The organism is Sphingomonas montanisoli, from assembly GCF_008274695.1.
In the GTDB taxonomy this organism is placed as follows: Bacteria; Pseudomonadota; Alphaproteobacteria; order Sphingomonadales; family Sphingomonadaceae; genus Rhizorhabdus; species Rhizorhabdus montanisoli.
The window spans coordinates 978,735-1,000,486 of record NZ_VTOU01000002.1; the positions used below are offsets into that span (position 1 = coordinate 978,735).

General features: G+C 62.1%; 22 protein-coding genes, 1 tRNA gene and 2 pseudogenes. 16 read left to right on the forward strand and 9 right to left on the reverse strand.

Going from position 1 to position 21,752, the window contains the following annotated elements:
• Nucleotides 1–139 precede the first annotated feature (139 nt).
• Nucleotides 140–1,048 (forward strand): class I SAM-dependent methyltransferase, encoded by a 909-nt coding sequence (locus tag FYJ91_RS10430; RefSeq protein ID WP_149522167.1) that lies wholly within the window; start codon nt 140–142, stop codon nt 1,046–1,048.
• Between the two features lie 241 nt (nt 1,049–1,289).
• On the opposite strand, the pseudogene FYJ91_RS10435 reads toward FYJ91_RS10430, so the two are convergent.
• Nucleotides 1,290–2,046, reverse strand: a pseudogene (locus FYJ91_RS10435) (IS5 family transposase).
• A 73-nt stretch (nt 2,047–2,119) separates the two neighbouring features.
• Here FYJ91_RS10435 and FYJ91_RS20600 point away from each other — a divergent pair.
• A pseudogene (locus FYJ91_RS20600) lies at nt 2,120–2,460 on the forward strand (DDE-type integrase/transposase/recombinase); the annotation flags it as partial.
• A 186-nt stretch (nt 2,461–2,646) separates the two neighbouring features.
• Here the strand turns inward: FYJ91_RS20600 and FYJ91_RS10440 are convergent.
• The 5 genes from FYJ91_RS10440 to FYJ91_RS10460 all read right to left on the reverse strand — a co-directional run bounded on the left by FYJ91_RS10440 (nt 2,647) and on the right by FYJ91_RS10460 (nt 6,470).
• Nucleotides 2,647–3,813: a KpsE/RkpR family capsule polysaccharide export protein gene (locus FYJ91_RS10440; protein ID WP_149522168.1), complete on the reverse strand. Its 1,167-nt coding sequence runs from the start codon at nt 3,811–3,813 to the stop codon at nt 2,647–2,649.
• A 27-nt stretch (nt 3,814–3,840) separates the two neighbouring features.
• Nucleotides 3,841–4,650 carry an ABC transporter permease gene (locus FYJ91_RS10445; RefSeq protein WP_149522169.1) on the reverse strand — a complete coding sequence of 270 codons (810 nt, stop codon included), beginning with the start codon at nt 4,648–4,650 and terminating at the stop codon, nt 3,841–3,843.
• Nucleotides 4,650–5,873 (reverse strand): glycosyltransferase family 4 protein, encoded by a 1,224-nt coding sequence (locus FYJ91_RS10450; RefSeq protein WP_149522170.1) that lies wholly within the window; start codon nt 5,871–5,873, stop codon nt 4,650–4,652. The genes FYJ91_RS10445 and FYJ91_RS10450 overlap by 1 nt, the downstream gene beginning before the upstream one ends.
• 64 nt (nt 5,874–5,937) lie before the next feature.
• Nucleotides 5,938–6,013, reverse strand: a tRNA-Ala gene (locus tag FYJ91_RS10455).
• Between the two features lie 139 nt (nt 6,014–6,152).
• Nucleotides 6,153–6,470 carry a TIGR02300 family protein gene (locus FYJ91_RS10460; RefSeq protein WP_149522362.1) on the reverse strand — a complete coding sequence of 106 codons (318 nt, stop codon included), beginning with the start codon at nt 6,468–6,470 and terminating at the stop codon, nt 6,153–6,155.
• 113 nt (nt 6,471–6,583) lie between these two features.
• On the opposite strand from FYJ91_RS10460, the gene aroA reads away from it, so the two are divergent.
• The 6 genes from aroA to FYJ91_RS10485 all read left to right on the forward strand — a co-directional run bounded on the left by aroA (nt 6,584) and on the right by FYJ91_RS10485 (nt 11,925).
• Complete coding sequence (aroA, locus tag FYJ91_RS10465; RefSeq protein WP_149522171.1) at nt 6,584–7,918, forward strand: 3-phosphoshikimate 1-carboxyvinyltransferase; 1,335 nt, start codon at nt 6,584–6,586, stop codon at nt 7,916–7,918.
• Nucleotides 7,915–8,541, forward strand: a complete 627-nt coding sequence (locus tag FYJ91_RS10470; protein WP_149522172.1) for a (d)CMP kinase — start codon at nt 7,915–7,917, stop codon at nt 8,539–8,541. The genes aroA and FYJ91_RS10470 overlap by 4 nt, the downstream gene beginning before the upstream one ends.
• A gap of 224 nt (nt 8,542–8,765) precedes the next feature.
• On the forward strand, nt 8,766–10,481 hold the full coding sequence (gene rpsA, locus FYJ91_RS10475) for a 30S ribosomal protein S1 (protein WP_149522173.1): 1,716 nt from the start codon (nt 8,766–8,768) through the stop codon (nt 10,479–10,481).
• Between the two features lie 160 nt (nt 10,482–10,641).
• Nucleotides 10,642–11,400, forward strand: coding sequence for an SIMPL domain-containing protein (locus FYJ91_RS10480; RefSeq protein WP_181008445.1), 759 nt, complete (start codon nt 10,642–10,644; stop codon nt 11,398–11,400).
• Nucleotides 11,401–11,488: 88 nt separating this feature from the next.
• Nucleotides 11,489–11,620: a hypothetical protein gene (locus FYJ91_RS21000; protein WP_281290592.1), complete on the forward strand. Its 132-nt coding sequence runs from the start codon at nt 11,489–11,491 to the stop codon at nt 11,618–11,620.
• A gap of 53 nt (nt 11,621–11,673) precedes the next feature.
• Entirely contained in the window at nt 11,674–11,925 is a 252-nt protein-coding gene (locus tag FYJ91_RS10485; RefSeq protein WP_149522175.1) for a hypothetical protein, read from the forward strand.
• A gap of 40 nt (nt 11,926–11,965) precedes the next feature.
• Here the strand turns inward: FYJ91_RS10485 and FYJ91_RS10490 are convergent, their stop codons facing one another.
• Nucleotides 11,966–12,337: a c-type cytochrome gene (locus FYJ91_RS10490; RefSeq protein WP_246152555.1), complete on the reverse strand. Its 372-nt coding sequence runs from the start codon at nt 12,335–12,337 to the stop codon at nt 11,966–11,968.
• Between the two features lie 221 nt (nt 12,338–12,558).
• Between FYJ91_RS10490 and FYJ91_RS10495 the strand changes: the two genes are divergently transcribed.
• From FYJ91_RS10495 to FYJ91_RS10525, 6 genes are all read left to right on the forward strand, one after another.
• Nucleotides 12,559–12,837 (forward strand): integration host factor subunit beta, encoded by a 279-nt coding sequence (locus FYJ91_RS10495; RefSeq protein WP_149522176.1) that lies wholly within the window; start codon nt 12,559–12,561, stop codon nt 12,835–12,837.
• A gap of 639 nt (nt 12,838–13,476) precedes the next feature.
• Entirely contained in the window at nt 13,477–14,109 is a 633-nt protein-coding gene (locus FYJ91_RS10505; RefSeq protein ID WP_149522177.1) for a polysaccharide biosynthesis/export family protein, read from the forward strand.
• The gene (locus FYJ91_RS10510; RefSeq protein ID WP_181008446.1) at nt 14,106–15,320 is read left to right on the forward strand and encodes a porin family protein; all 1,215 of its coding nucleotides are present in this window, start codon (nt 14,106–14,108) and stop codon (nt 15,318–15,320) included. Before FYJ91_RS10505 ends, FYJ91_RS10510 begins: the two co-directional genes overlap by 4 nt.
• Nucleotides 15,317–16,768, forward strand: coding sequence for a GumC family protein (locus FYJ91_RS10515; RefSeq protein WP_149522179.1), 1,452 nt, complete (start codon nt 15,317–15,319; stop codon nt 16,766–16,768). Before FYJ91_RS10510 ends, FYJ91_RS10515 begins: the two co-directional genes overlap by 4 nt.
• Entirely contained in the window at nt 16,765–17,553 is a 789-nt protein-coding gene (locus FYJ91_RS10520; protein WP_246152556.1) for a CpsD/CapB family tyrosine-protein kinase, read from the forward strand. The genes FYJ91_RS10515 and FYJ91_RS10520 overlap by 4 nt, the downstream gene beginning before the upstream one ends.
• A gap of 65 nt (nt 17,554–17,618) precedes the next feature.
• Nucleotides 17,619–18,404, forward strand: coding sequence for an acid phosphatase (locus tag FYJ91_RS10525; RefSeq protein ID WP_149522180.1), 786 nt, complete (start codon nt 17,619–17,621; stop codon nt 18,402–18,404).
• Between the two features lie 80 nt (nt 18,405–18,484).
• On the opposite strand, the gene FYJ91_RS10530 is transcribed toward FYJ91_RS10525, so the two are convergent.
• Nucleotides 18,485–18,682, reverse strand: coding sequence for a circumsporozoite protein (locus FYJ91_RS10530; RefSeq protein WP_149522181.1), 198 nt, complete (start codon nt 18,680–18,682; stop codon nt 18,485–18,487).
• A gap of 136 nt (nt 18,683–18,818) precedes the next feature.
• Entirely contained in the window at nt 18,819–19,748 is a 930-nt protein-coding gene (locus tag FYJ91_RS10535; protein ID WP_246152557.1) for an MlaA family lipoprotein, read from the reverse strand.
• 89 nt (nt 19,749–19,837) lie between these two features.
• On the opposite strand from FYJ91_RS10535, the gene FYJ91_RS10540 reads away from it, so the two are divergent.
• Nucleotides 19,838–20,809 carry an ArsR/SmtB family transcription factor gene (locus tag FYJ91_RS10540; protein ID WP_149522182.1) on the forward strand — a complete coding sequence of 324 codons (972 nt, stop codon included), beginning with the start codon at nt 19,838–19,840 and terminating at the stop codon, nt 20,807–20,809.
• Nucleotides 20,806–21,750, forward strand: a complete 945-nt coding sequence (gene metF, locus FYJ91_RS10545) for a methylenetetrahydrofolate reductase (protein WP_149522183.1) — start codon at nt 20,806–20,808, stop codon at nt 21,748–21,750. The genes FYJ91_RS10540 and metF overlap by 4 nt, the downstream gene beginning before the upstream one ends.
• The last annotated feature ends 2 nt before the right edge of the window (nt 21,751–21,752 follow it).

The window sequence follows — 21,752 nt, forward strand, 5'->3', positions numbered from 1 at the left end:
TAACGAAGTCTTGTGGCGCTGAAGTGCGCTGTGGGACACTGTTTCGACATTGGCCGCTGCGGCGGGCGGGTTGCTTTAGCCGATCGTTCGGAGCGGCGGCGACCGAAGAGATTGTCTGCTTCTATCGTAGGAGTGAAGCGTGTCCGGTAATGAATGGCTTGAGAACTGCGTAAAAGCCGACGGCATTCACGTCATCAGTCAGAATCTTCCCTTCGAGCATCCGGAAGACGATTACGATCGTCAATATGGTAATGACGATGTTGAAAAGACTATAGGAGCGTTCGTTTTAGACGCAGCAGGCTTTACGCCAAGGTCGTTGCTTGAACTCGCCTGCGGTACTGGTCACATGACAGCTAGCCTAGTCTATGACGGTAGAGTAGAAGAGATTGTGGCATCGGATGCGTCGATCGAATTTCTAAAAATTACGCGAAACAAAATTGCTGGCCTGGGACAGGGTGATAAGGTTTCATTCGTGCTGCTGAGCGATGCTGATTTCAATCAGATTCCTCAAGGGCGTTATGACGCGATTATGATGCGTAGTGCGCTGCATCATTTTGCTGATTTTCGGGAAACTGCTGCTATATTGCTTAGTAAGTTACCACCAGGTGGGGGGCTCTTTATGCTTGAACCCCGTGCTGATTTCCATATCGCAAGTTCGTTAATACTCAAGGCTGCGCAGTCGCGGTCCGATCGTGTTCAGTGGACCGATCGCCATGCGCATCAAACGCAGAGTTTCATTGACGCAGCGTCATTTTATTTAGACAGAAAGCTTGATAAGCGTGAAGCTGAAGACAAATATGTTTTCTACATTGATGAACTTGTTGAGATAGCTTCGGAAAATAAGGTGACATTTACGTCACTCGGCGGCGAATATCTTAGTGCATTCACAAGTGTTTTTCATGATTTCATGAAATACTGTATGAATTTCGATGCCGATGTCTTGAGCGACATTCTCGCGCTAGTCGATGACGAACTGCGCTTCATGGACTCGGCTTATGCCTCGCGACCGCGCTACGGCGCTGCAGAGTGGTTTCTGTTTAGGGCTTGATAGATGCCGCGGGACTGAGGCGAGCCCCGGCTGTCCGCATCATCTGCATTTTGGGTTGCCATACTACGTACGTTGGCCGACGTCGATCGGCCGCGACAAGAAAACCGGCCCACTGCCCGCGGTTGGATTGATGGGGCGAGATCAAAACTAAGCACCCGAAGGCCTGCCGACAAGCAGCAGAAAGTGCGCTCGCGTGGTTGCGCGCGGCGGGAGGGCGACAAACGTTCCCTAAGCCGTAGATTTATAACGTGTTGCACCAGATGCAAACGCAGACGAGTTTGACGGCAGCGAAATAATTGTGGCGGCGCTCTTGTCGTATCGAGCAGCGATGCCGCGAAAATGCTTGATGCGGCTGAACAAACGCTCGACAAGATTGCGTTGTCGGTAGAGCCAGGGCGAGAAGGCAAAGCGCTGTTTGCGGTTAGCCTTGTTAGGAATGTTGGCCCAGATGTTCCTTTCCGCTGCCTTGGCGCGGATTGCATTGCTGTCGTAACCCTTGTCCCCGAGCAGCGTGGCATTCTCAGGGGCTGCTTCGATCAGCGGCGTCATGGACCTGACCACCGGTCAAGCGCAGGCTGACAGGACGTCCTTCAGCGACGACAAGAGCATGGAGCTTGCTGGTAAGACCGCCCCGGGAACGTTTCATGCCATGATCTGTGAGTCCCCCTTTTTGCCTGTCGCGGCATGTTGGTGGACACGCACGCAGGTAGAGTCGATCATCACCAGTTCGCCGTTGAAACCGGCTGAAACCGCCACCAGAAGTCGGTCCCACACCCCCCCCGCTTTGCGCCAGCGAACGAACCGGTTGTAGCAGGTCGTCAGCGGCCCGTAACGCTCAGGGACCTCCGCCAGGGGGGGGGGGCGGTTCGAAACCGCCTCACTATGCCGTTCAGCATGCGCCGATCATCGACCCGGGGAACGCCCATCGGCTTGTTCGGCAACCGCGGTTCGATGATCGCCCATTCCCGATCCGTCAGTTCGTACCGCCGCCGTGTCATCAAAACTCCCAATCAATGGGACGCCTGAATCATCCGGCATGTCAAATCTCAAGCGCCTTTATGATTTTACGGCCTAGTGATCGACAATACGCTGGATCGCCAGTTCGCCACGGCTGCCCCAGACCGAGCCTGGGGTGACAGGCATCACCTGGAAGGTTTTGCCTATCTGGCTGTCGTGATCGACTTGTACTCCCGTCGCGTGGTGGGTTGGTCGATGCAGAGCCGACAGACCACCGACGTGGTTCTGTAGGCGCTGCACACATGACGGCTTGGCGGCGCAAGCCGAATCAGCAAGGGTTAATCCACTCGGACTAGGGTTCGCAGTTCACCAGCATGGACTAGGGCGCCTTCATCCGAGTTCACGATCTTGAGCAGTCGATGAGCCGACGCGGCCACTGTCATGACGATGCTGTCATGCTGTCGCCCGCCAAGTTCGAACGGCACCAGATTTTGAAAGCCGAAGGCGTCTAGAGAACTAGAGGCTACTCACTTTGAACCGCCAGCGCCTAGCGCTTGTTCTCTTACGCCTCCTGCAGACAACGCTTGTCTCCGATGGATCGGGACAAGCGAAGTCAGCTGCGGTTTTCGGGAGAGGTGACCTTAATGGTTCACATGCTCCTTCACGCCGGCCCTCATGAACCAGAATATCGCATAAGCGACGAGAAGCGAGAAAAATACTGTAAGAATAGTTTTGGTACGCTCCGGGTATAGTGACTTAACCGGCAGGTTGGGGTTCACCACCCGAACGACATAGAGCTGCTTTTTGCGCGCTTCCTCACGAGCGGCTTGATAGGATGCCGCAGCAGCTTCGTAGCGCTTCGCTGCGAACTCCTGACGAATTCGTAGATCTTCGAAATTGCCGAGATTCGCGGCTATCGCCGATGTGCCGCCAGCCAACTGCTGACGCTGGGCGGCAATTTGACTGTCGAGAGATCGAACGCGGTTCGCAAGCGCGACATATTGAGGACTTGTTGGCGAAATCGATCCGCGCATCGCCATCAACTCCGCGCGAGCTTCGGCTAGCCGCGTAGTCAATTGCGTCAGCAATGAGATTTGCGCCCGTCCGCTGCCCTCTGGGTCTATGTCGTTGTTGACCTGACGGAATTTGGTTAACCGGACCTGTATGCCACGCAGATTATTCTCTGCCTCGTCCAATTGCCGCGCCGCCATCATCAGAGAATCGCGATAGCTTCGTTCGTTGAGCAAATTCACTCGTTCTTCGCCCATGCGAAGTGAAGTTTCTGCGATCAAGCGCGAGTCTGCCGGGCTAAACGCTCGTACCGACAATTCGGTTATGCCTGTGCGGTCGTCAAAGCGCAGCGTGATGTGTTTGCGGTAATATTTGACGAGGCTTTCTGGCGTGGGGGTCGCCCGGATCCGACTCACGATATCGACGCCGTCGCGGCGGAATCGACCTATAAGTCCAATCCGGCGATCAAGTTCCGCAACCGCCTCTGTGGACTGCAGATATTCGATGACGCTCATGGCATCGCCCCGCGGTTGCCCAGCGGCGCCGCCGAAAGACAGAAGTGCGCCGATCCCTCCGCCGACGGCAGGACTGCTCTGCGTTGAACGCACCAAAAAATGAGCCTCGGACTCATATTGGTTCGACGCGACCAGGCCATAATAAAATGCCGCGAGCGCAGAAGGGAGGATCACTACGGCAACGAACGCCCAGTTTTTGCGTGCCCAACCCGCGGCACGAACATGCCATTGCGGTTGAGGCATAACGTGTTCGCCAGCCAGCGGCTTAATTATACCGTGCATGATAGTCCTGTCATGTTCGCCCCAAACTCAACTCACGTGGAGGCGTGAACGTACGTTTCGGATGGCGATGAACCCTATATATGTTACTACCGCGCATACCGCGATCACATAACCGAAATTTATGTAAAGGGGTGATGCAGTTTGGAATTGCCCATAGCGAGCAATTTCGAAAATCCCGGCCATCGGGTTCCATTCCATTGCCGAGCGGAAGTCCGCGGGCAAAAATTCCATGGTCCAGAAAGCGCCGGACAACGGTATCGCGAAATAGGTCATCGGGTGAACGAGGCGACCCGCGGTGCGGCGGTCAAAGGTCCAACTGGCGATGATCAAAGAAAGTCCGAATGATAGCCAGGTCATCAGTCCGATTCCGGCAAGCAGATACAGCGGTCGAGCGGGCAGCTCTGCAAAGCCGAGAACCATGTACAAAGTCATGAGCACGATTAGAGCGCAAACACAACTTAGTGCCTCCATCAATGCTCGCGCGAGAACAACGTCTAGAATAGTCACCATTCGGTGGTAAAAAAGGTGAACACTCGCTTCTAGCATTCCCTCTGATTTGTTGACGATGCCACGGAAGATAATGAAAATAGTGTAGCCAAGGAGTGTGAATGTGCCAGGGTCGATGTCTGTATCGGACGAATGGCTACCCCCCATGAAGTGATGGATCGACGAAATCACACTCGCCAACATTAATGGCTCAATAATGAGCCAGATAAATCCAAAATTCTCACGGCCGAAGCGGCTGTGTACCTCGCGAAGTATCATCGCGGCCATGACGCGGAATTGTATGGTCAGCGCGGTAGCGAAACTCGTTGATTGATCTCGGTTCATTGCCATCAGGAAACCTCCTTCACGAGTTCCAGCAACGTCGTAGTGTGGGCCCTCCATGTGGGCGGACTCCACTCGGCAATTCGCTTGCACTGAGCTTCCCGTAACTCAGAGCCCGATTGGGCATAGTCGAGGATCATATTCATCCAAGACAGTCCGTCGATAGGGTCAATGAATTCTGCGAGGTTGTCCGAGGCTTCACGCAGCGCGGGTAAGTCGCTGCAAATGACAGGGATACCGATAGCCATTGCTTCGGTCACGGGCATCCCGAAGCCCTCCGCGAACGACGGAAGCAGTAGTGCCCTTGCGCCTCGTAGGATCATATGCATCGTCTCGTCGCTCAAGCTGGCATATTCGTAGACATGGTCTCGAAGTGGCTCGCAACGCTCCAGAAGATCGACGATGTTTTCGTTTTCCCATCCGCGGCGCCCTATCACGATGAGCGATGGGGCGGCTGGGCCCATCGTCTCGACGATCTTTCGCCAGACGTGGAGTAACAGGAGATGATTTTTGCGGGGCTCGATCGTGCCGACGATTACAAAGTAGGGTTTCGACGGAGATTGCGGCCAGTCGGCGTTCGGCGTCCGATCGATGAGGCGTTGATCAGTGCCAAGATGTGCGACTTCAATGCGCGGAGCGTGCGTCGAGCCGGTAAGAAAATGTTTGAAGGATTGGGCAGTAGCTTTAGAGTTCGCCAGCACCACCGCGGCATTTTCTGCCACGGTTTGCATGCGAAGCCGATGCGCTTCTGCTCCCCCCGGTCGGGCATATTCCGGAAACTCTATGGGGATGAGATCGTGGATAAGGCAGATTAGCGGAGCGCGCTCCCGCTTCAATTTTGCCTCGAAGGCCTCCGGTTTTTGCAGGTGGGCCGGAGAAGACTGGACAAAAACGCGACGCATGCCGCTTGCCACAGGGCGGGTTCTGCGCGGTCGCAATTGCCAGAGATGTTTGAGCGCGCTCGTCCGCAGTCTCAGCCAGCCAGGATTGCCCGAACGCCCCCATCGATGCTCCGTTTCGTTAAGGAATTTGGAAACGGCGCCCGCGTCCAGTCGACCATAGATTCCGAACGGGTTGATTGCGGCGAAGTGGAGTGGGCCGGGATGATGTTCGATAAGCGCTCGCGCATAAGCCATTTCAACCCGATCCACGCCGGTCGGCATGACGTGCAGCATGCGCGACATCAACCGAGACAGATCGAGAACGATTTCGGTCTGTTCGAGAGCCGACATCAGAGATGCTGGCGAGGACAGGGGAGACGCGTTCAAGCCGACACCGCGATCAATCCTGGTAAAATGGTGGAGCCGAGGGGGATCGAACCCCTGACCTCTGCAATGCCATTGCAGCGCTCTCCCAGCTGAGCTACGGCCCCGTTCCATTCGTCGCGCTGCCCCTGGGAGGCAGCGGAGGGCGCCCTTTAGGTCAGGGCGCGGATGGCTGCAAGAGGCTTTTGCGCCCCGGCAGAAAAATCGGCGGGCGGCATCCCGAAGGCGGCCGCCCGCGCGCAAAAATCAGTTCTCGTCTTCGCCGCTGTCGGTCGACAGGCCGATATCGTCATCGCCGCCCAGATCGACGTCGTCGTCGGGATTCTGTTCGGCGTCCTCGTCGATGTCGAGATCCTCGTCATCGGACAGATCCGAATCCTGGCGCTCGGGCACTTCCTTCTTGGGCGCGTCGAACGGCAGCGGCTGCTTCGACTTCAGGAAGGGCTCGGGTTCCCACATGGCATCGCATTCGATGCACGAAACGGGATTGTCCTTACCCAGGTCGTAGAAGCGAGTGCCGCATTTCGGGCAGACCCGCTTGGTGCCCCATTCCGGTTTCACCACGGTCACATAACTCCAACAGAAAATGAAGGTCCGCATGTCCCGACGACACGGAACACGGGAAACGCCGCGCGCCTTGCCATAGCGTAGGGCCGCTGTCAAAAGCCGCCCCCATCATGCATGGTTCCAATCCCACACCGATGGCCTTTCGCGCGCCCGGTCCGCTTAAAGGTGCGGTCGCGGTTCCCGGCGACAAATCGATCTCGCACCGATCGCTGATGCTCTCCGCGCTCGCGGTGGGCGAGAGCGTCGTCGAGGGATTGCTGGAGGGCGAGGACGTGCTTGCCACGGCTGCGGCGATGCGGGCTATGGGCGCGCAGATCACCCGCGGCGAGGATTCGCGCTGGCATATATATGGCGTCGGCGTGGGCGGCCTGCTCCAGCCCGAGACCGCGATCGAGATGGGCAATTCGGGCACGTCGACCCGTCTGCTGATGGGCCTGATCGCGAGTCACCCGATCACTGCGACCTTTACCGGCGACGCTTCGCTGTCGAAGCGGCCGATGGGGCGCGTGATCGAGCCGCTGTCGCTGATGGGTGCGGAGTTCACGACATCGCCCGGTGGTCGCCTGCCGTTGACGATGCGGGGGATCAACCCGGCGGTGCCGATCGAATATCGCCTGCCGGTCGCCTCTGCGCAGGTGAAGTCCGCGGTGCTGCTGGCGGCGCTCAATACGGCCGGCGTCACGCGGGTGATCGAGCCAGTGCCGACCCGCGATCATAGTGAGCGGATGCTGAAGGGATTCGGCGCTGAGCTGTCGGTCGAGCTGGACGGCGCGACGCGGATCATCTCGATCCGGGGCGAGGCCGAGCTGAAGCCGCAACATATAGTGGTTCCGGGCGATCCGTCTTCGGCGGCGTTTCCGGTGGTCGCGGCGCTGCTGGTGCCGGGGTCGGAGGTGACCGTCACCAATGTCGGGCTCAACCCGACGCGCGCGGCTCTGTTCGACGTGCTGCGGATGATGGGCGGCGACATCAGTTTCGCGAACGAGCGCGAGGTGGGCGGCGAGCCGGTGGCCGACATCGTCGTGCGCGGATCGGCGCTCAAGGGCATCGAAACCCCGGTCGAGACGGTCGCGAGCATGGTCGACGAATATCCCGTGCTGTTCGTCGCGGCCGCGCTGGCCGAGGGGCGGACGGTCGCGCGCGGGTTGGAGGAGTTGCGCGTCAAGGAATCGGATCGGATCGCGGTGATGGCCGAAGGGCTCCGCGCGATCGGCGCGCGGGTCGAGGAACTCGAGGACGGGCTGATCATCGACGGCACAGGCGGCGAAAAACTGCCCGGCGGTGCGACGATCGCCGCGCGGCTCGATCACCGGATCGCGATGAGCTTCGCGGTGGCGGGGCTGGCGTCGAAGGGCGACGTGATGATCGACGATATGGCGCCGGTCGCGACGAGCTTTCCGGGCTTCGTGAATCTGATGACGGCGTTGGGGGCTGAAATAGCGTGATCATTGCGGTGGATGGCCCGGCAGCGTCGGGCAAGGGGACGATCGCGAAGGCGCTGGCGAAACATTATGGGCTGCCGCATCTCGACACGGGGCTGCTCTATCGCGCGGTGGGCGTGTCGGTGACGCGCGCGGATGGCGATCCGGGCGATGCGGCCGATGCGCTGCGGGGATGCGCGTTCGATCCCGCTTTGCTCGACGATCCGGCGCTCAAGACCGAAGCGGCGGGGAAGGCAGCGTCGATCGTGTCGGCGCATCCGCAGGTGCGAGAGGCGCTTCTCGAGCGGCAGCGCGATTTCGCGATGCAGGATGGCGGCGCGGTGCTCGATGGGCGCGACATCGGCACGGTGATCGCGCCGCAGGCGCCGGCCAAGCTGTTCGTGACCGCCAGTTCGGAAGTGCGCGCCCAGCGCCGCTTCCGGGAACTCGACGCGATGGAACAGGGGGTGTCGTTCGATAGCGTCCTGGCCGACATCCTTGCCCGCGACGAACGCGACTCCGGACGGTCTGCCGCACCGCTGCGGCAGGCGGATGATGCGGACTTGCTGGATACCAGCGATCTGAGTATAGACGCGGCCGTCCAGCGGGCGATTTCGCTCGTGGAAGCCAGGACGGCAGACCGCTAAATCGCGGCGCTATCGCAGGCGTGACAGGGGGACGGTGATAAAGCCGATCCTCTGGCGCGCCTTTTGCGTTTGCGGCGATTGCGTAGCGAATCCGCCAGCAGCTTCCACGATCGTGCCGTTCAACGGATGCCGTGTCGGGCATGGGGCCCGCATGGCTTTCTGGCCTCCAAGACCTCCGGAACCAACCGGACGGCCGGAAAAACGAACGTAGGAAACACTTTTTTATGGCAACTGCCGCCAACCCGACTCGCGATGATTTCGCGGCTCTCCTCAATCAGACCCTCGGCGAGGGCGAAGGCTTCGAAGGCCGCGTCGTCAAGGGCACCGTCACCGGCATCGAGAACGATCTGGCCGTCATCGACGTCGGCCTGAAGTCCGAAGGCCGTGTTCCCCTCCGCGAGTTCGCAGCCCCCGGCCAGAAGGCTGACCTGAAGGTCGGCGACGAAGTCGAGGTCTATGTCGACCGCGTCGAGAACATCCACGGCGAAGCGATGCTCAGCCGCGATCGCGCCCGCCGCGAAGCCGCCTGGGACAAGCTGGAAGGCGAGTTCGGCGAAGGCAAGCGCGTCGAAGGCGTGATCTTCGGCCGCGTGAAGGGTGGCTTCACCGTCGACCTGAACGGCGCCGTGGCCTTCCTGCCCGGTTCGCAGGTCGATATCCGTCCGGTGCGTGATGTCACGCCGCTGATGGATATCCCTCAGCCCTTCCAGATCCTGAAGATGGATCGCCGCCGCGGCAACATCGTCGTGTCGCGCCGCGCCGTCCTCGAGGAAACCCGCGCCGAGCAGCGTTCGGGCCTGATCCAGTCGCTGGCCGAAGGTCAGGTGATCGAGGGTGTCGTCAAGAACATCACCGATTACGGCGCTTTCGTCGACCTGGGCGGCATCGACGGCCTGCTCCACGTCACCGACCTCAGCTACAAGCGCGTTGGCCATCCGAACGAGATGATCAACATCGGCGACGTCGTGAAGGTGCAGATCATCCGCATCAACAAGGACACGCAGCGCATCTCGCTGGGCATGAAGCAGCTCGAGAGCGATCCGTGGGAAGGCGCCGGCGCCAAGTATCCGATCGGCGGCAAGTTCACCGGCCGCGTGACGAACATCACCGAGTACGGCGCGTTCGTCGAGCTGGAGCCGGGCATCGAAGGCCTGGTCCACGTTTCGGAAATGAGCTGGACCAAGAAGAACGTCCACCCGGGCAAGATCGTCTCGACTTCGCAGGAAGTCGACGTGGTCATCCTCGAGGTCGACGCCGACAAGCGCCGCATCTCGCTGGGCCTCAAGCAGGCGGTCAACAACCCCTGGGAGAGCTTCGCGGAGCGTCACCCGATCGGTTCGACCGTCGAAGGCGAAGTCAAGAACGCCACCGAGTTCGGCCTGTTCATCGGCCTGGACGGCGATGTGGACGGCATGGTCCACATGTCGGACATCGCCTGGGGCGTGTCGGGCGAGGAGGCTCTGGCGCTTCACCACAAGGGTGAGACCGTCAAGGCGATCGTCCTCGACATCGACTCGGAGAAGGAGCGCATCTCGCTCGGCATCAAGCAGCTCGAGCGCGGCGGCGTCGCGGCGGGTGGTGCTGCTTCGACCGGCGGTTCGGGCCTGAACAAGAACGCGGTCACCACGATCACCGTCATGGCGATCACCGATGGCGGCCTGGAAGTGCAGGCTGGCGACGACGGCGCGATCGGCTTCATCAAGCGTGGCGACCTCGGCCGCGACCGCGACGAGCAGCGTCCGGAGCGTTTCCAGGTCGGCCAGAAGTTCGACGCGATGGTCACCGGCTTCGATCGTTCGAAGAAGCCGACCTTCTCGGTCAAGGCGATGCAGATCGCCGAAGAGAAGCAGGCTGTCGCGCAATACGGTTCGTCGGACTCGGGTGCGTCGCTCGGCGACATCCTGGGCGCGGCGCTCAAGGCCAAGGGCGACGCCAGCTAATCGGCTGGTCCGCAAGGAACATGGAGGGCGTCGGAGCGATCCGGCGCCCTTTTTGTTTGCCCGGCGAAATCCTCCCCGCCGGGGGGAGGATTTGGAATTGTCGCAATCCCCGCCCACCATGCTAGGCATTGCGAATCGTTCGCATAAAAAGGGGATGTCGATGTCGAGCCGCTGGATCCTTATGTTCGGGGCGCTCGCCGCGACGCCCACGATGGCGCAGGAAGGCCTGCCACAACGTCTGATCACGGTCGTCGGCGTCGCCGTCGATCGCGCGCAGCCGGACATCGCGACGCTTGATTTCACGGTGCGGGGCGAGGGCGACAGCGCCGATGCGGCAGCAGGGGCGCTTGCGACACGGCTGAAGGCTCTGTCGGGCGGGCTGCTCGGCCTGCTCGGCAAGGACAGCGAACTCACCACCAGCAACGTCAACATCGTCGAGGTGCGCGATCGCGCCTGCAATGATGGGCGTCCGGTATATCCTGGCAGCGTACAGCTGAGCCGCGGCGCCTGCGCGGTGGTCGGCTATATCGCGATCAGCCAGGCGCAGCTGCGCAGCCGTGCGGTCGACAAGATCGCCACGGCGGCTGGGCTGGCGGCGCGGCTGGGTGCCAGCGACGCGCGCGTGACCGGCTTCGCGCTGGCCGATCCGGATGCGGCACAGCGCCGCGCGGCCATATTGGCGTTCAAGGATGCGCGCCGACGTGCGGAGACGGCAGCCGCCGGATCGGGCGTGAAGCTGGGCGATGTCGCCTCGATCCGCGATCAGGCGGCCTTTGGTGGTGGGCAGGATATCATCGTAACGGCGCAGCGGGCGGTGGCGGCCCCGCCTCCACCGCCGCCGCCGATCTCGATCGATATCAAGCCGCGCCCGATCGAGACCCGCGCACAGATCACGGTCAGTTACGAGATCGCACGTTAAACGATCGTATCGATCACTCTGATCCTATGTATGCGTTTCTATCGATCAGAATGGCGGGCCATAAGGGGCGCAACCAAGGAGGTGCGCCATGCGGCATGATCTATCGACGTCCCCCGATTTCGCCGCCAGTCGCGCCGCGATCCGCGCGCAGTTGAGCAAGCTGGCGCTGGCCGAGCGGCTGAGCCACGGGCGGATATACACGCGCGTCGAAACGCGCTGAACGCTCGGCCTCGTCGAAGCGGTATCGGATAAGCGATCCGACTAGCGCGGCTAATGGCCTGCGGCGATCCGGTCGCGTCGCTGACCGCGCCGAGCCAGCTTGCGCCCGGCAAGATGTCGTTCGATCAGGTGATGGGTTATATCAGCAAGATCACCGGCGGACCGATTTCGGGCGTGATGTACAACGGCACCTATCTGAGCAGTGCGAGCCAGCAGACGATGGATGCCGTCCATGACGTCGGCGAGATGCTGGATGGCTTCGCCGAGCCGCTGGCGGACAGAGCGACGTCCGATCCGATGTGGTGATGATGAAGCCTCCCCGGCATGGGACGGGGAGGCCGTCACCTTATTTCAGGCTGAGGATATAATCCGCGACCTGTTCGGCCGACTGTTGGTTTTTGAGGCCCATGAACGGCATGCGGGTGCCGGGAACGGTTGCCTGGGGCGATTGGATGAACTTGATCAGGTTCGGGCGGGTCCACTTGATCCCCGATTTCTTCATCGCCGGAGAGAAGGCGAAGCCCGGAACGGCGCCTGCAGTTGCGCCGCCGATGCCGAAGAGATTCGGCCCGATTCCGTTGGGCGCGCCCTTGTCTGTCTTGTGGCAAGCGGCGCACACGCCGAAAATTGCCGGCTTGGGCAGTGGCGCGGCCGCGACGGGCAGCGCAGGTGCCAGAATCGCAGCGACGAAGACGGTCTTAATCAAACGGTTGCGCATCCAATATCCCCCCGGAGCACGGAATTCGGCGAAAATCTAGATTTTCGTCGCACGGCGCGCAAGCGAAGGCCGCACCATGCATTGATTTGCGTTATGTTTTCTCGTTAAGCTGCGGAATCGACGCATCGACGGTGGGGGGAAAGCCGGTCCGAAGCGTTCGAGCACATGCCCACATGTGAGGACATGTGTTGAAACGGCATGGTTTTGAGGGGAATCATGGCATGATCAGGTCTGAACTGGTCGAATTGCTGGCACGGGATAATCCCGATCTCTCGCCCAAGGAGGTCGAGAAGATCGTGACGACCTTCTTCGAGGCGATCTCTCAGCGGCTTGCCGATGGCGGGCGCGTTGAGCTGCGCGGTTTCGGGGCGTTCTCGACCCGCGCGCGCGAAGCCCGACAGGGGCGCAATCCGCGCACCGGCGACGCGGTTTCAGTGTCGGCCAAGCGGGTGCCCTATTTCAAGCCGGGCAAGGAGATGCGCGCGCGCCTCAATGTCTGAAGTTTGGGTCTGAGGCGTGGGTTTGAGCTTGGCGCTCGCGCTCTTGCCACGCTATGGACGCGGCAGCGGCGCTGGCGGGCGTGGCGAAACTGGTAGACGCAACGGACTTGAACCAAATCGGGTGCTCGCGGGGAAACGCGCGATGCAGAACTGCTCAAATTCGGGGAAGCCTTCAGGTTCCTGGTAATCCCGAGCCAAGCCGTGGGTCATCCCACGGAAGGTGTAGAGACTAGACGGGCAGCGCCTAACTCCGTTTCGGACAGCTCCGTTGCGGACAGGGCGAAGGGATAGTCCGGACCACGAACGTCGGTGCATTGGCGCCGTCGGCGGCGAAAGCCGAAGTGGTGTGAAAATCCGTCGGGCTTCGGCTCTTGAGGGTTCGATCCCCTCCGCCCGCACCAGCGCCGCGACTTCGGCGCGATCCTTTGAAATTCGGCGTCGAACGGGCGCGGGTCGGGCCTTGGGCCCCGCATCAACCCGGAATTAACAATCCTTTGCTAAATGGCAGGCTCCCCGCGCCGTTTTCCGTTTTGAGACAACAGTCTTTTGGGGCAGACGGAACGGAACGTGGGATTGGGTTACGGCGATGTCCCGGCATGGGACGATGACCGGGACGCGAGCAACGGGATGATGTGTGTGATGCGTAAGCCGGGTGTTGGGGCGATTTTGGCGGCGACGCTGGTGGGGCTTTCCGCCATGCCCACGGCCGCGCAGACCAGCGCGGCGGTGGCCGCCGTTTCGGACGGCGCCGTGGCTCCCTCTCCCCTGAAGCCCTATCGCATCAATCCAGGTGACGAGATCGAAGTTTATGTGTGGGGCGACGAACGGCTCCAGCGCGCGCTGAAGGTGCTACCCGACGGCAGCGTCTCCTTCCCGCTGATCGGCCGGATCGACGCTCTCAACAAGCTGCCGTCCGATCTGGAGACGGTGATCACCGCTGGCCTGGCGGATCAGTATCGCAACGGCGTGCCGCGCGTCACCGTGGCGGTGAAGAGCCCGTCGGGCCTCAGCTTTTCGGTTGCCGGCCGCGTCAAGGCGCCGGGCAGCTTTACGCCCGGTCATTATATGAACGTCCTCGAAGCGGTCAGCGTCGCCGGCGGCCCCACCGAGTTCGCGGATCTTTCCAAGGTCAAAATCTACCGTAAGCGCGGTGCGCAGCTCACGGTAATCGACGTCAAGCTCGACAGCGCAATGAAGGGATCGCCCACGCAGGCCGATCTCCAGAGCGGTCTTGTCGAGCTTCAGAGCGGGGATGTGGTGGTCGTTCCATGAAGATGAATGTGGGGGCATATCGGTCGGGCATCGCGGCGATCGCGGTGATGATGGTGGGCGTCGCGGCGCCGGCCGTGGCCGCGAACGTGAAGGCCGCTGTCGAAACGTCGGTTCGGCTTGGTTATTCGAGCAATCCGTTTCTGTCGGCGGGCAATGACCTGGCGTCGGGATCGGTCACGGGCAGCATCGATCCGTCGCTCAGTTGGGTCACCGAGAAGGGAAGTGTGGTCCTGCGCGGCAATTACGACCGCACCGAGTATTTCCGCAATTATGATGGCGTGAGCGGCTATGGCGGCGGGCTCGACGTCAAACAGAAGCTCAGCCCGAAGCTCGATGTCTTCGGTGGCCTGCGTTACGACAGCCGCATCATCGGTCAGAATGATGACACGATCACCGGCGTGCCGGGTTCGTTGCCCGTCGACGATACCGACGTGAACCTGATCGGCACGCGTCAGCGCAGCAACACGCTCCAGGGATCGGCCGGCTATAACTGGCAGGTGTCACCGCGGGACACGATCACGGGCAATGTCTCGGCGGCGCTCACCCGCTATCCGAACCGTCCGGTGGGATCGGATTCGGATAATCTTGGCGGCACAATCGGCTATCAGCGCGCGATCAGCGAGAAGACCAAGGTCGGCCTCAGCGGCACCGTCTATCACATCAGCTATGATACGCCGGGCCTCGACACGCTGGTGATGCAACCGAACGTGACCTTCTCCACCAGCATTTCGGAAACGTGGAGCTTCGATGCGTCTTTGGGTATCTCGTTCACCGATCTCAAGGTGCCGGGGCCGGGCAACGATCAGCGCAATACGGGCTGGGCCGGTACGGCAGACCTCTGCCATCGCGGGCGCATGAACAATTTCTGCTTCTCGGCATCGCGCCAGGTGAGCGCCTCGGGCTTCGGCGGTACCGTCACGCGCGATCAGTTGGCGTTCAACATGCACCAGCAGTTGACCGAGCGGCTCGGATTCAACGGCGGCGGCAGCTTCTCGCAGAGCGAGAGCCAACTCGCGCTCATCGGCAAGCGCCGCTACGTGTCGGCGCAGGGCGGGCTCGACTACAAGCTGTTTCCGAACGTGGTCGTGGGCGCGAGCGCGCATTATCGCGACGTCTTCGGAAACCGAACGTTCCTGGGTGCCGGGCAGGATATCAAGGCCGATATCGGCGGCGAAGTCAGCGCCACCCTGGTCCTGCCGCGATCGTCATGACCGAAGCCGGCCTGCCGAACGCCGATCAGGAGATTTACGAGGGTATCCTCGGCTATCTGCCGTCCATCCTGCTTCAGCGGAAATGGTTCGTGCTGGGGCCGATGTTCGCGTGCGAGATTGCGGGCCTCGCCTTCGCCTTTGCGCTGCCGACGCGCTACCAGTCGTCGGCGACGATCGTCGTGCAGTCGAAGGATCTGCCCGACGATATCGCCAATTCGCCTGCAGGCGACATGATCGATCAGCGGCTGGCCAAGATCAAACAGCAGGTGCTCAGCCGTCCCGAGCTGATCGAGATCATTCAGGGCAACGCCCTCTACCTCGACGAACGGCGCACCCAGCCGCTGTCACAGATCATCGACAAGATGCGCGGCGATACCGACATCGTGCCGGTATCGTCCGATTTCGCGCCGACGGCCCGCAATCGTTCGAACACGATCGCCTTCGCGATCAGCTTTACTTACGACGATCCGGCCAAGGCGCAGGCAGTGACGCAGGAATTCACCCAGCGTCTCTTGCGCCTCGATTCGAGCCAGTTGAGCAACCAGGCGAATGCCACGGTCAACTTCCTGCGCGATCAGGCGCAGGGGATCCAGATCAAGGTCGGTGAGGTCGAAGCGCAGATCGAACAGATCAAGAGCCGCAACGGCCTGGCCCTCTCGCGACTGGGCGGATATGTGCCCAATACGAGCAGCTATGACATCCAGATTTCGGGGCTGCAGCGCGAGAATACCGAGCTGATGGCCAAGGCCAGCGGCATGGCCAATGCGGGCGACGACAATCTCGCCAAGGCCGAGGCCCAACTGGCGGCCGCCAAGGCGCTCTATTCGGACAACCATCCCGACGTTATCGCCGCCGAGCAGCGCGTGATCGAGGCGCGCGCGCTGGCCAAGTCCGTCGCGACCAAAACCACGCCGAACGCACTGTCCAGCAAGCAGATCGCCGACAACAACCGTGCGATCGCCGCGCTGAACGCGCAGCGTTCATCCGAAAGCGCGCGGGCCAATGCGACGATGTCGGCGCAGGCGGGCGCGCCGTTGATCGAGGAACAGCTGCGCCAGCTTCAGGGGCGCGCAGATGGCTTCCGGCAAAGCTACGACAAGGTGCAGGCGAGCCTGATGGCGGCCGAAGCCGCGCAGAAGATGGAGATCGAGCAGCGCGGCGATCGGCTGGTGCTGGTCGATCCGCCGACCTTGCCCGATCGCCCCTCCTCGCCCAACCGGCCGCTGCTGATCGGTGGCGGCATCGCACTGGGCACATTTGGCGGCGTGATGCTCGCGCTCCTGATCGAGCTGTTCATGCGGCCGATACGGGGGACCGCTTCGCTCCAAAATCTGTTAGGGGTAGGGCCACTGGTCGTCATTCCGACGATCCGGGGCAATGGCCGCGGATCGGCGCCCAAACGGCGCTGGTGGCAGCTGTTCAAGCGTAAGGATCACGCAACGGCATGACCTACGAACCCGCGCAGCGTGACGAAGCCGTTTTTCCGGTGGTCGGCTCCGCCGGACGCCCGTCGGCGTTCGAGCGACTGCGCAAGAATGGCGTCTATGGTTTCGACAGCCGCGATATACGCTCGCGGCCGTTCAATCTGTTGCGCGCGCAGGTGCTGCGCATCGCCAAGGCCAAGGGTTGGAAGCTGATCGGCGTCACTTCGCCTGCGCCGCGCGTGGGCAAGTCGTTCGTCGCGTCGAACCTCGCCGCGTCGCTCGCGCGCCAGCCCGAACTGCACACCTATCTGTTCGACTTCGATCTGCGTCGCTCGACGATCGCGCAGAATTTCGCGCTATCGGGCAAGTTCGGCATCTCGCACTTCCTCGACGGCACGATCTCCGATCTCCAGCAGGTCGCGCGCACGATCGAGGGCGAGCAACTGACGATCTTCCCCAGCTATCCGAACGATGCGGCGTCCGACGAGCTCGTCGCGTCGGCGCGGATGGACGCGCTGATCGCCGCGATGCGCCAGCTGCCCGACAACACGATCTGCATCTGCGATCTGCCGCCGGTGTTTGCCAATGACGACGCGGTCGTCATCTCGCAGAAGATCGACGCCTATCTGATGATCGTCGAGGATGGCGTCACTACGCGTAAGCAAGTGCGGGACAGCTTCCGCCTTCTGTCGCCGGCGCCGTGCATCGGCACCGTGCTCAACCGCTACGACACCACCCTGCTGTCGGACGATTATGGCTACAGCTATCGTCCCGACCGCGCCTATGCCGAATATTACAGCAAGAGCTGAGCACCGCTGATTGACGCTCCCCGTCGACCGCGCAACACTTTGCGGCGACAACAGGGGAGAGGTCGATGAATCGCTGGATGATCGGCGGCGTGGCGGCGGCACTGGCCGCCATTCCAATGATGGTGGTGGCGCAGGATGAAAAGCCCAAGGGCTTCCTGCCATCGGGCTATTTCGACCTGATCGACGTCCTGCCACCGGCTCCCATCAAGGAGGAGCCGCGCGGTGTCGCCGATCGTGAAATCTTCAAGCTCACCCGCGCGTTGAAGGGCACCCCGCGTTGGGACATGGCGGTGAACGATGTCGCCGCCGATACCGCGTCGATGATGCGCGACTTCAGTTGCGCGGCCGGGATCAAGTTGACCCCGCAGACCGCGCCCAAGACGGCGGCGCTTCTCGACAAGGCGAGCATCGACAGCAACGAGGCGATCGAGAAGATCAAGATCTTCTACCGCCGCCAGCGTCCTTTCCAGATCGATCAGGGCGAGGTGTGCGAGCCGATCGCCAATCTCGGCCGCTCCTATGACTATCCGTCGGGTTCGGCGACGCGCAGCTGGACGTGGGGACTGATCCTGGCCGAGGTGCTGCATAAACAGGCGTCCCCCATTCTCGCCCGCGCGCGGGCGTTCGGGGAGAGTCGGGTCGTGTGCGGATCGCATAATGCCAGCGCGATCGAGGCGGGGCGGATGGCGGCGGGCTCGATGCTCGACGTGGTCCGGACCGAACGGGCTTATGCCGACGCCGTCGTCGCCTCACGCGTGGAGCTGACAGCATTGGCGAAGAGCGCGCCGATCACCGACGGGGCGGCATGCTCGAACGAGGCTCTGCTCGTCAGCCAGCCCGTGATGCGGTGAAGCCCAAAAAGAAAGGGCCGCACCCGAAGGCGCGGCCCTTTCCAAATCTTCCGGCGCCGCACGGGGCGGCGCCAGCGAGATTACATCGCGTTCGAAGCAGCGTTGCTGTCGACAGCCATCGCGTTGGTGTCGGCCATCGCAGCGTTCGAGTCTTCGACGACTTCGGTCGAGTTCTCGACGACGTTGGTGTCGTTGGCGACCGGGGCTTCGGTCTTCTTGCAAGCGGCGACCGAAAGCGACGCAGCGGCGATCAGCGAAAGGGCAACGATCTTCTTCATGATCGGAATCTCCGGAAGTTTTCAAAATCAGTGGCGTGAACGGTCCCAATCCCGTTCAGGCTTGTTTCCCCCCGAAACAGGCGACGACCGTCTTACCGTTTTGCTGTGTGCGATGCAATGTCTCTTGTTCCGGTAGTTATTGGGGCTGTGCAGGCGGGGTCTGGGGCGCTGCGGGCTGGGGTGCGGGGGCAGGTGCTGCATCCGCCGGCGGAATGCCCGCATCGGCGTCGGCCGCCGAAGTCGCGTCGGGGGCCGGAATACCGGCATCTTCGTCCACCCCGGTGGCCGGACTGCCGCCCATCGGGTTGGCAACCGAGTCCGCGGCGGCTGCGTCCTCGGCGGCCTGATCGCCGCCTTCCTGGTTCAGGATCTGTGCGTGCCGGCGCTGCAAATAGGCCGACCGCGCCGCAGCATAAGGATCGAGCGCGCTTTCAAGGAAGCTGTCGGCGCCGCTTTCGATCAGCGAGTTTCGCGCGTCGACGACGGTTGCAGCGAGGAGGCCGTAGCGTACTTCCTTGGGCAACCCGCACTCGCGCCGGCAGACGCTGTAGGGATCGGCAACCCACGCCACGCCAAGGCCGACGCCATCGCGCATCGTCGACGGCCCGAAGAATGGCAGCATCAGATAAGGCCCGCCATTGGCACCCCACGCACCGAGCGTCTGGCCGAAATCTTCGGGGGCCGGCTGAATCTTCGCGCGGCTCGCGACATCGAACAGGCCGCCGATACCTGCGGTCGTGTTGACCAGGAATCGGCCCAGATTGCGTGCGGCGCGATCGAACTTGCCCTGCAGGACGTTGTTGATGAGGCTGAACGGTTCGCTGACGTTGTTGAAGAAGTTGCGCACGCCGTCGCGGCCGGGCTTCGGTACCACGGCGCGATAGACCGTGGTCACCGGCTTGATGACCACCTTGTCGGCCCCGCGATTGAAGCCCCAGACGCCACGGTTGAAACCTTCGAGGGGATCGCGCTGGGCCAGTCGATCCTCGCCGACGCGGGTCGTGGTGCAGGCGGGAAGCGCGGCGACGATCGCCAGCGCGGAAAGGATTTGGGCCGTGCGGCGCATGCGGAATTGTCCCCTTGGTGCGTATTTACGCGCCTGTCATACTCATAAGCTGATCGCAAGTTCCCTTGACCGCATATAAAGACATCTTTATGTCTGCATATATGGCCTCAGATGCATCCGCGATCTTCCGTGCACTGGCCGATCCGACCCGCCTGCGCATCTTTCAACTGCTGCGCGCGATGGAGTTGTCGATCGGCGAGCTGGCCCAGGTGTTGGGCCAGAGCCAGCCGCGTGTTTCGCGCCATGTCAAGATTCTTGCCGACGCCGGTCTGACCGATCGGCGAAAGGAAGGCAGCTGGGTGTTCCTGGGGCTGGGGGATGGCGATCGGGTCGCGCCGCTGGTCGCCGCGCTCGATGCGTGGACGGGCGAGGGTGAGGATGCCTGGGTGGTTGCGGATCGCGCACGCCTTGCCGCCGTCCGCGCCGATCGCGCGTCTGCCGCCGCGCGCTATTTCGCCGATCATGCCGAGGAATGGGATGCGATCCGGTCGCTCCACGTTCCCGAAAGCAAGGTCGAGGCGCGGATCGTCAAGCTGCTCGACGGTTCACCTATCGGTCGGCTGGTCGATATCGGCACCGGCACCGGGCGGATGATCGAGTTGCTCGGCCCGAATGCGCAGAGCGCACTGGGCATCGATCGCAGCCCGGAGATGCTCCGTCTGGCTCGCGCCAAGTTCGCCGAAGAGGGGCTAAGCCAGGCCGAGCTGCGGCAGGGCGACATGTATGCGCTGCCGCTGGGCGATGGTGCGGCCGATGTTGTCATTCTCCATCAGGTGCTGCATTTCGCGCAGCAGCCGGCGGCGGCGATCGCGGAGGCGGCGCGGTTGCTCGACGCGGGCGGGCGCCTGTTGATCGTCGACTTCGCCAGCCATGATCGTGAGGAGCTTCGCACGCGGGACGCGCATGCCCGGCTCGGCTTCGACGACGATCAGTTGCGCGGCTGGTTCGAAGCGGCGGGGTTGTCGCTGGTGGATGTGGATGCGCTGGTGGGCGATGCGCTTACCGTGAAATTGTGGTTGGGCGCGCGGGGTACGCGCGCCGCATTGAAGGCAGTCAGATGAACTCGGTTCCTTTCGGTCAGCTTGAAGAAGCGCGCCGCGCGCTCGATGCGCCCCTGTTCGCCGATGTCGCGGGGGACGCGACGGTATCGTTCGAGTTCTTCCCGCCCAAGACCGAGAAGATGGAAGAGACGCTTTGGGCGTCGGTCCAGACACTCAAGATTCTGAAGCCGCGCTTCGTGTCTGTGACCTACGGCGCGGGCGGATCAACCCGCGAGCGCACCCACAACACGGTCGCGCGGATTGCGAAGGAAACCGACATTCCGGCGGCGGCGCACCTGACCTGCGTCGAGGCGTCGAAGGCGGAGATCGCCGACGTCGCCAACGCTTATTGGGATGACGGCGTGCGCCACATCGTCGCCCTGCGCGGCGATCCGCCGGTCGCGGGCGCGAAGTTCCAGGCGCACCCGGACGGCTATCAGAATGCGGCCGATCTGGTCGCGGGCCTCAAGAAGCTGCACCCGTTCGAAATTTCGGTCGCGGCCTATCCCGAATGCCACCCGGATTCGGAAAGCGCTGAATTCGACCTGGCCAATCTCAAGGCCAAGTTCGATGCGGGAGCGGACCGGGCGATCACCCAGTTCTTCTTCTCGCCCGAGCATTATTTCCGCTTCTGCGACAAGGCGCGCGCGGCCGGCATCGATGCCGAGATCGTCCCCGGCATCATGCCCGTGTCGAACTTTGCCGCGACCCAGCGGATGTCGGCAATGTGCAACACCGAGGTTCCCGCCTGGATGGGGCGTCTGTTCGAAGGGCTCGACGATCATCCCGGCGCACGTCAGCTTGTCGCCGCGACGATCGCCGCCGAGATGTGTCGCCGCCTCTATGCGGGCGGTGTCCGCCAGTTCCATTTCTACACGCTCAACCGTGCCGAGCTGTCTTTCGCGATCTGCCACCTGCTGGGGCTGCGCGGCGACAAGGCCGGGCTGGAGAAGGCCGCGTGACG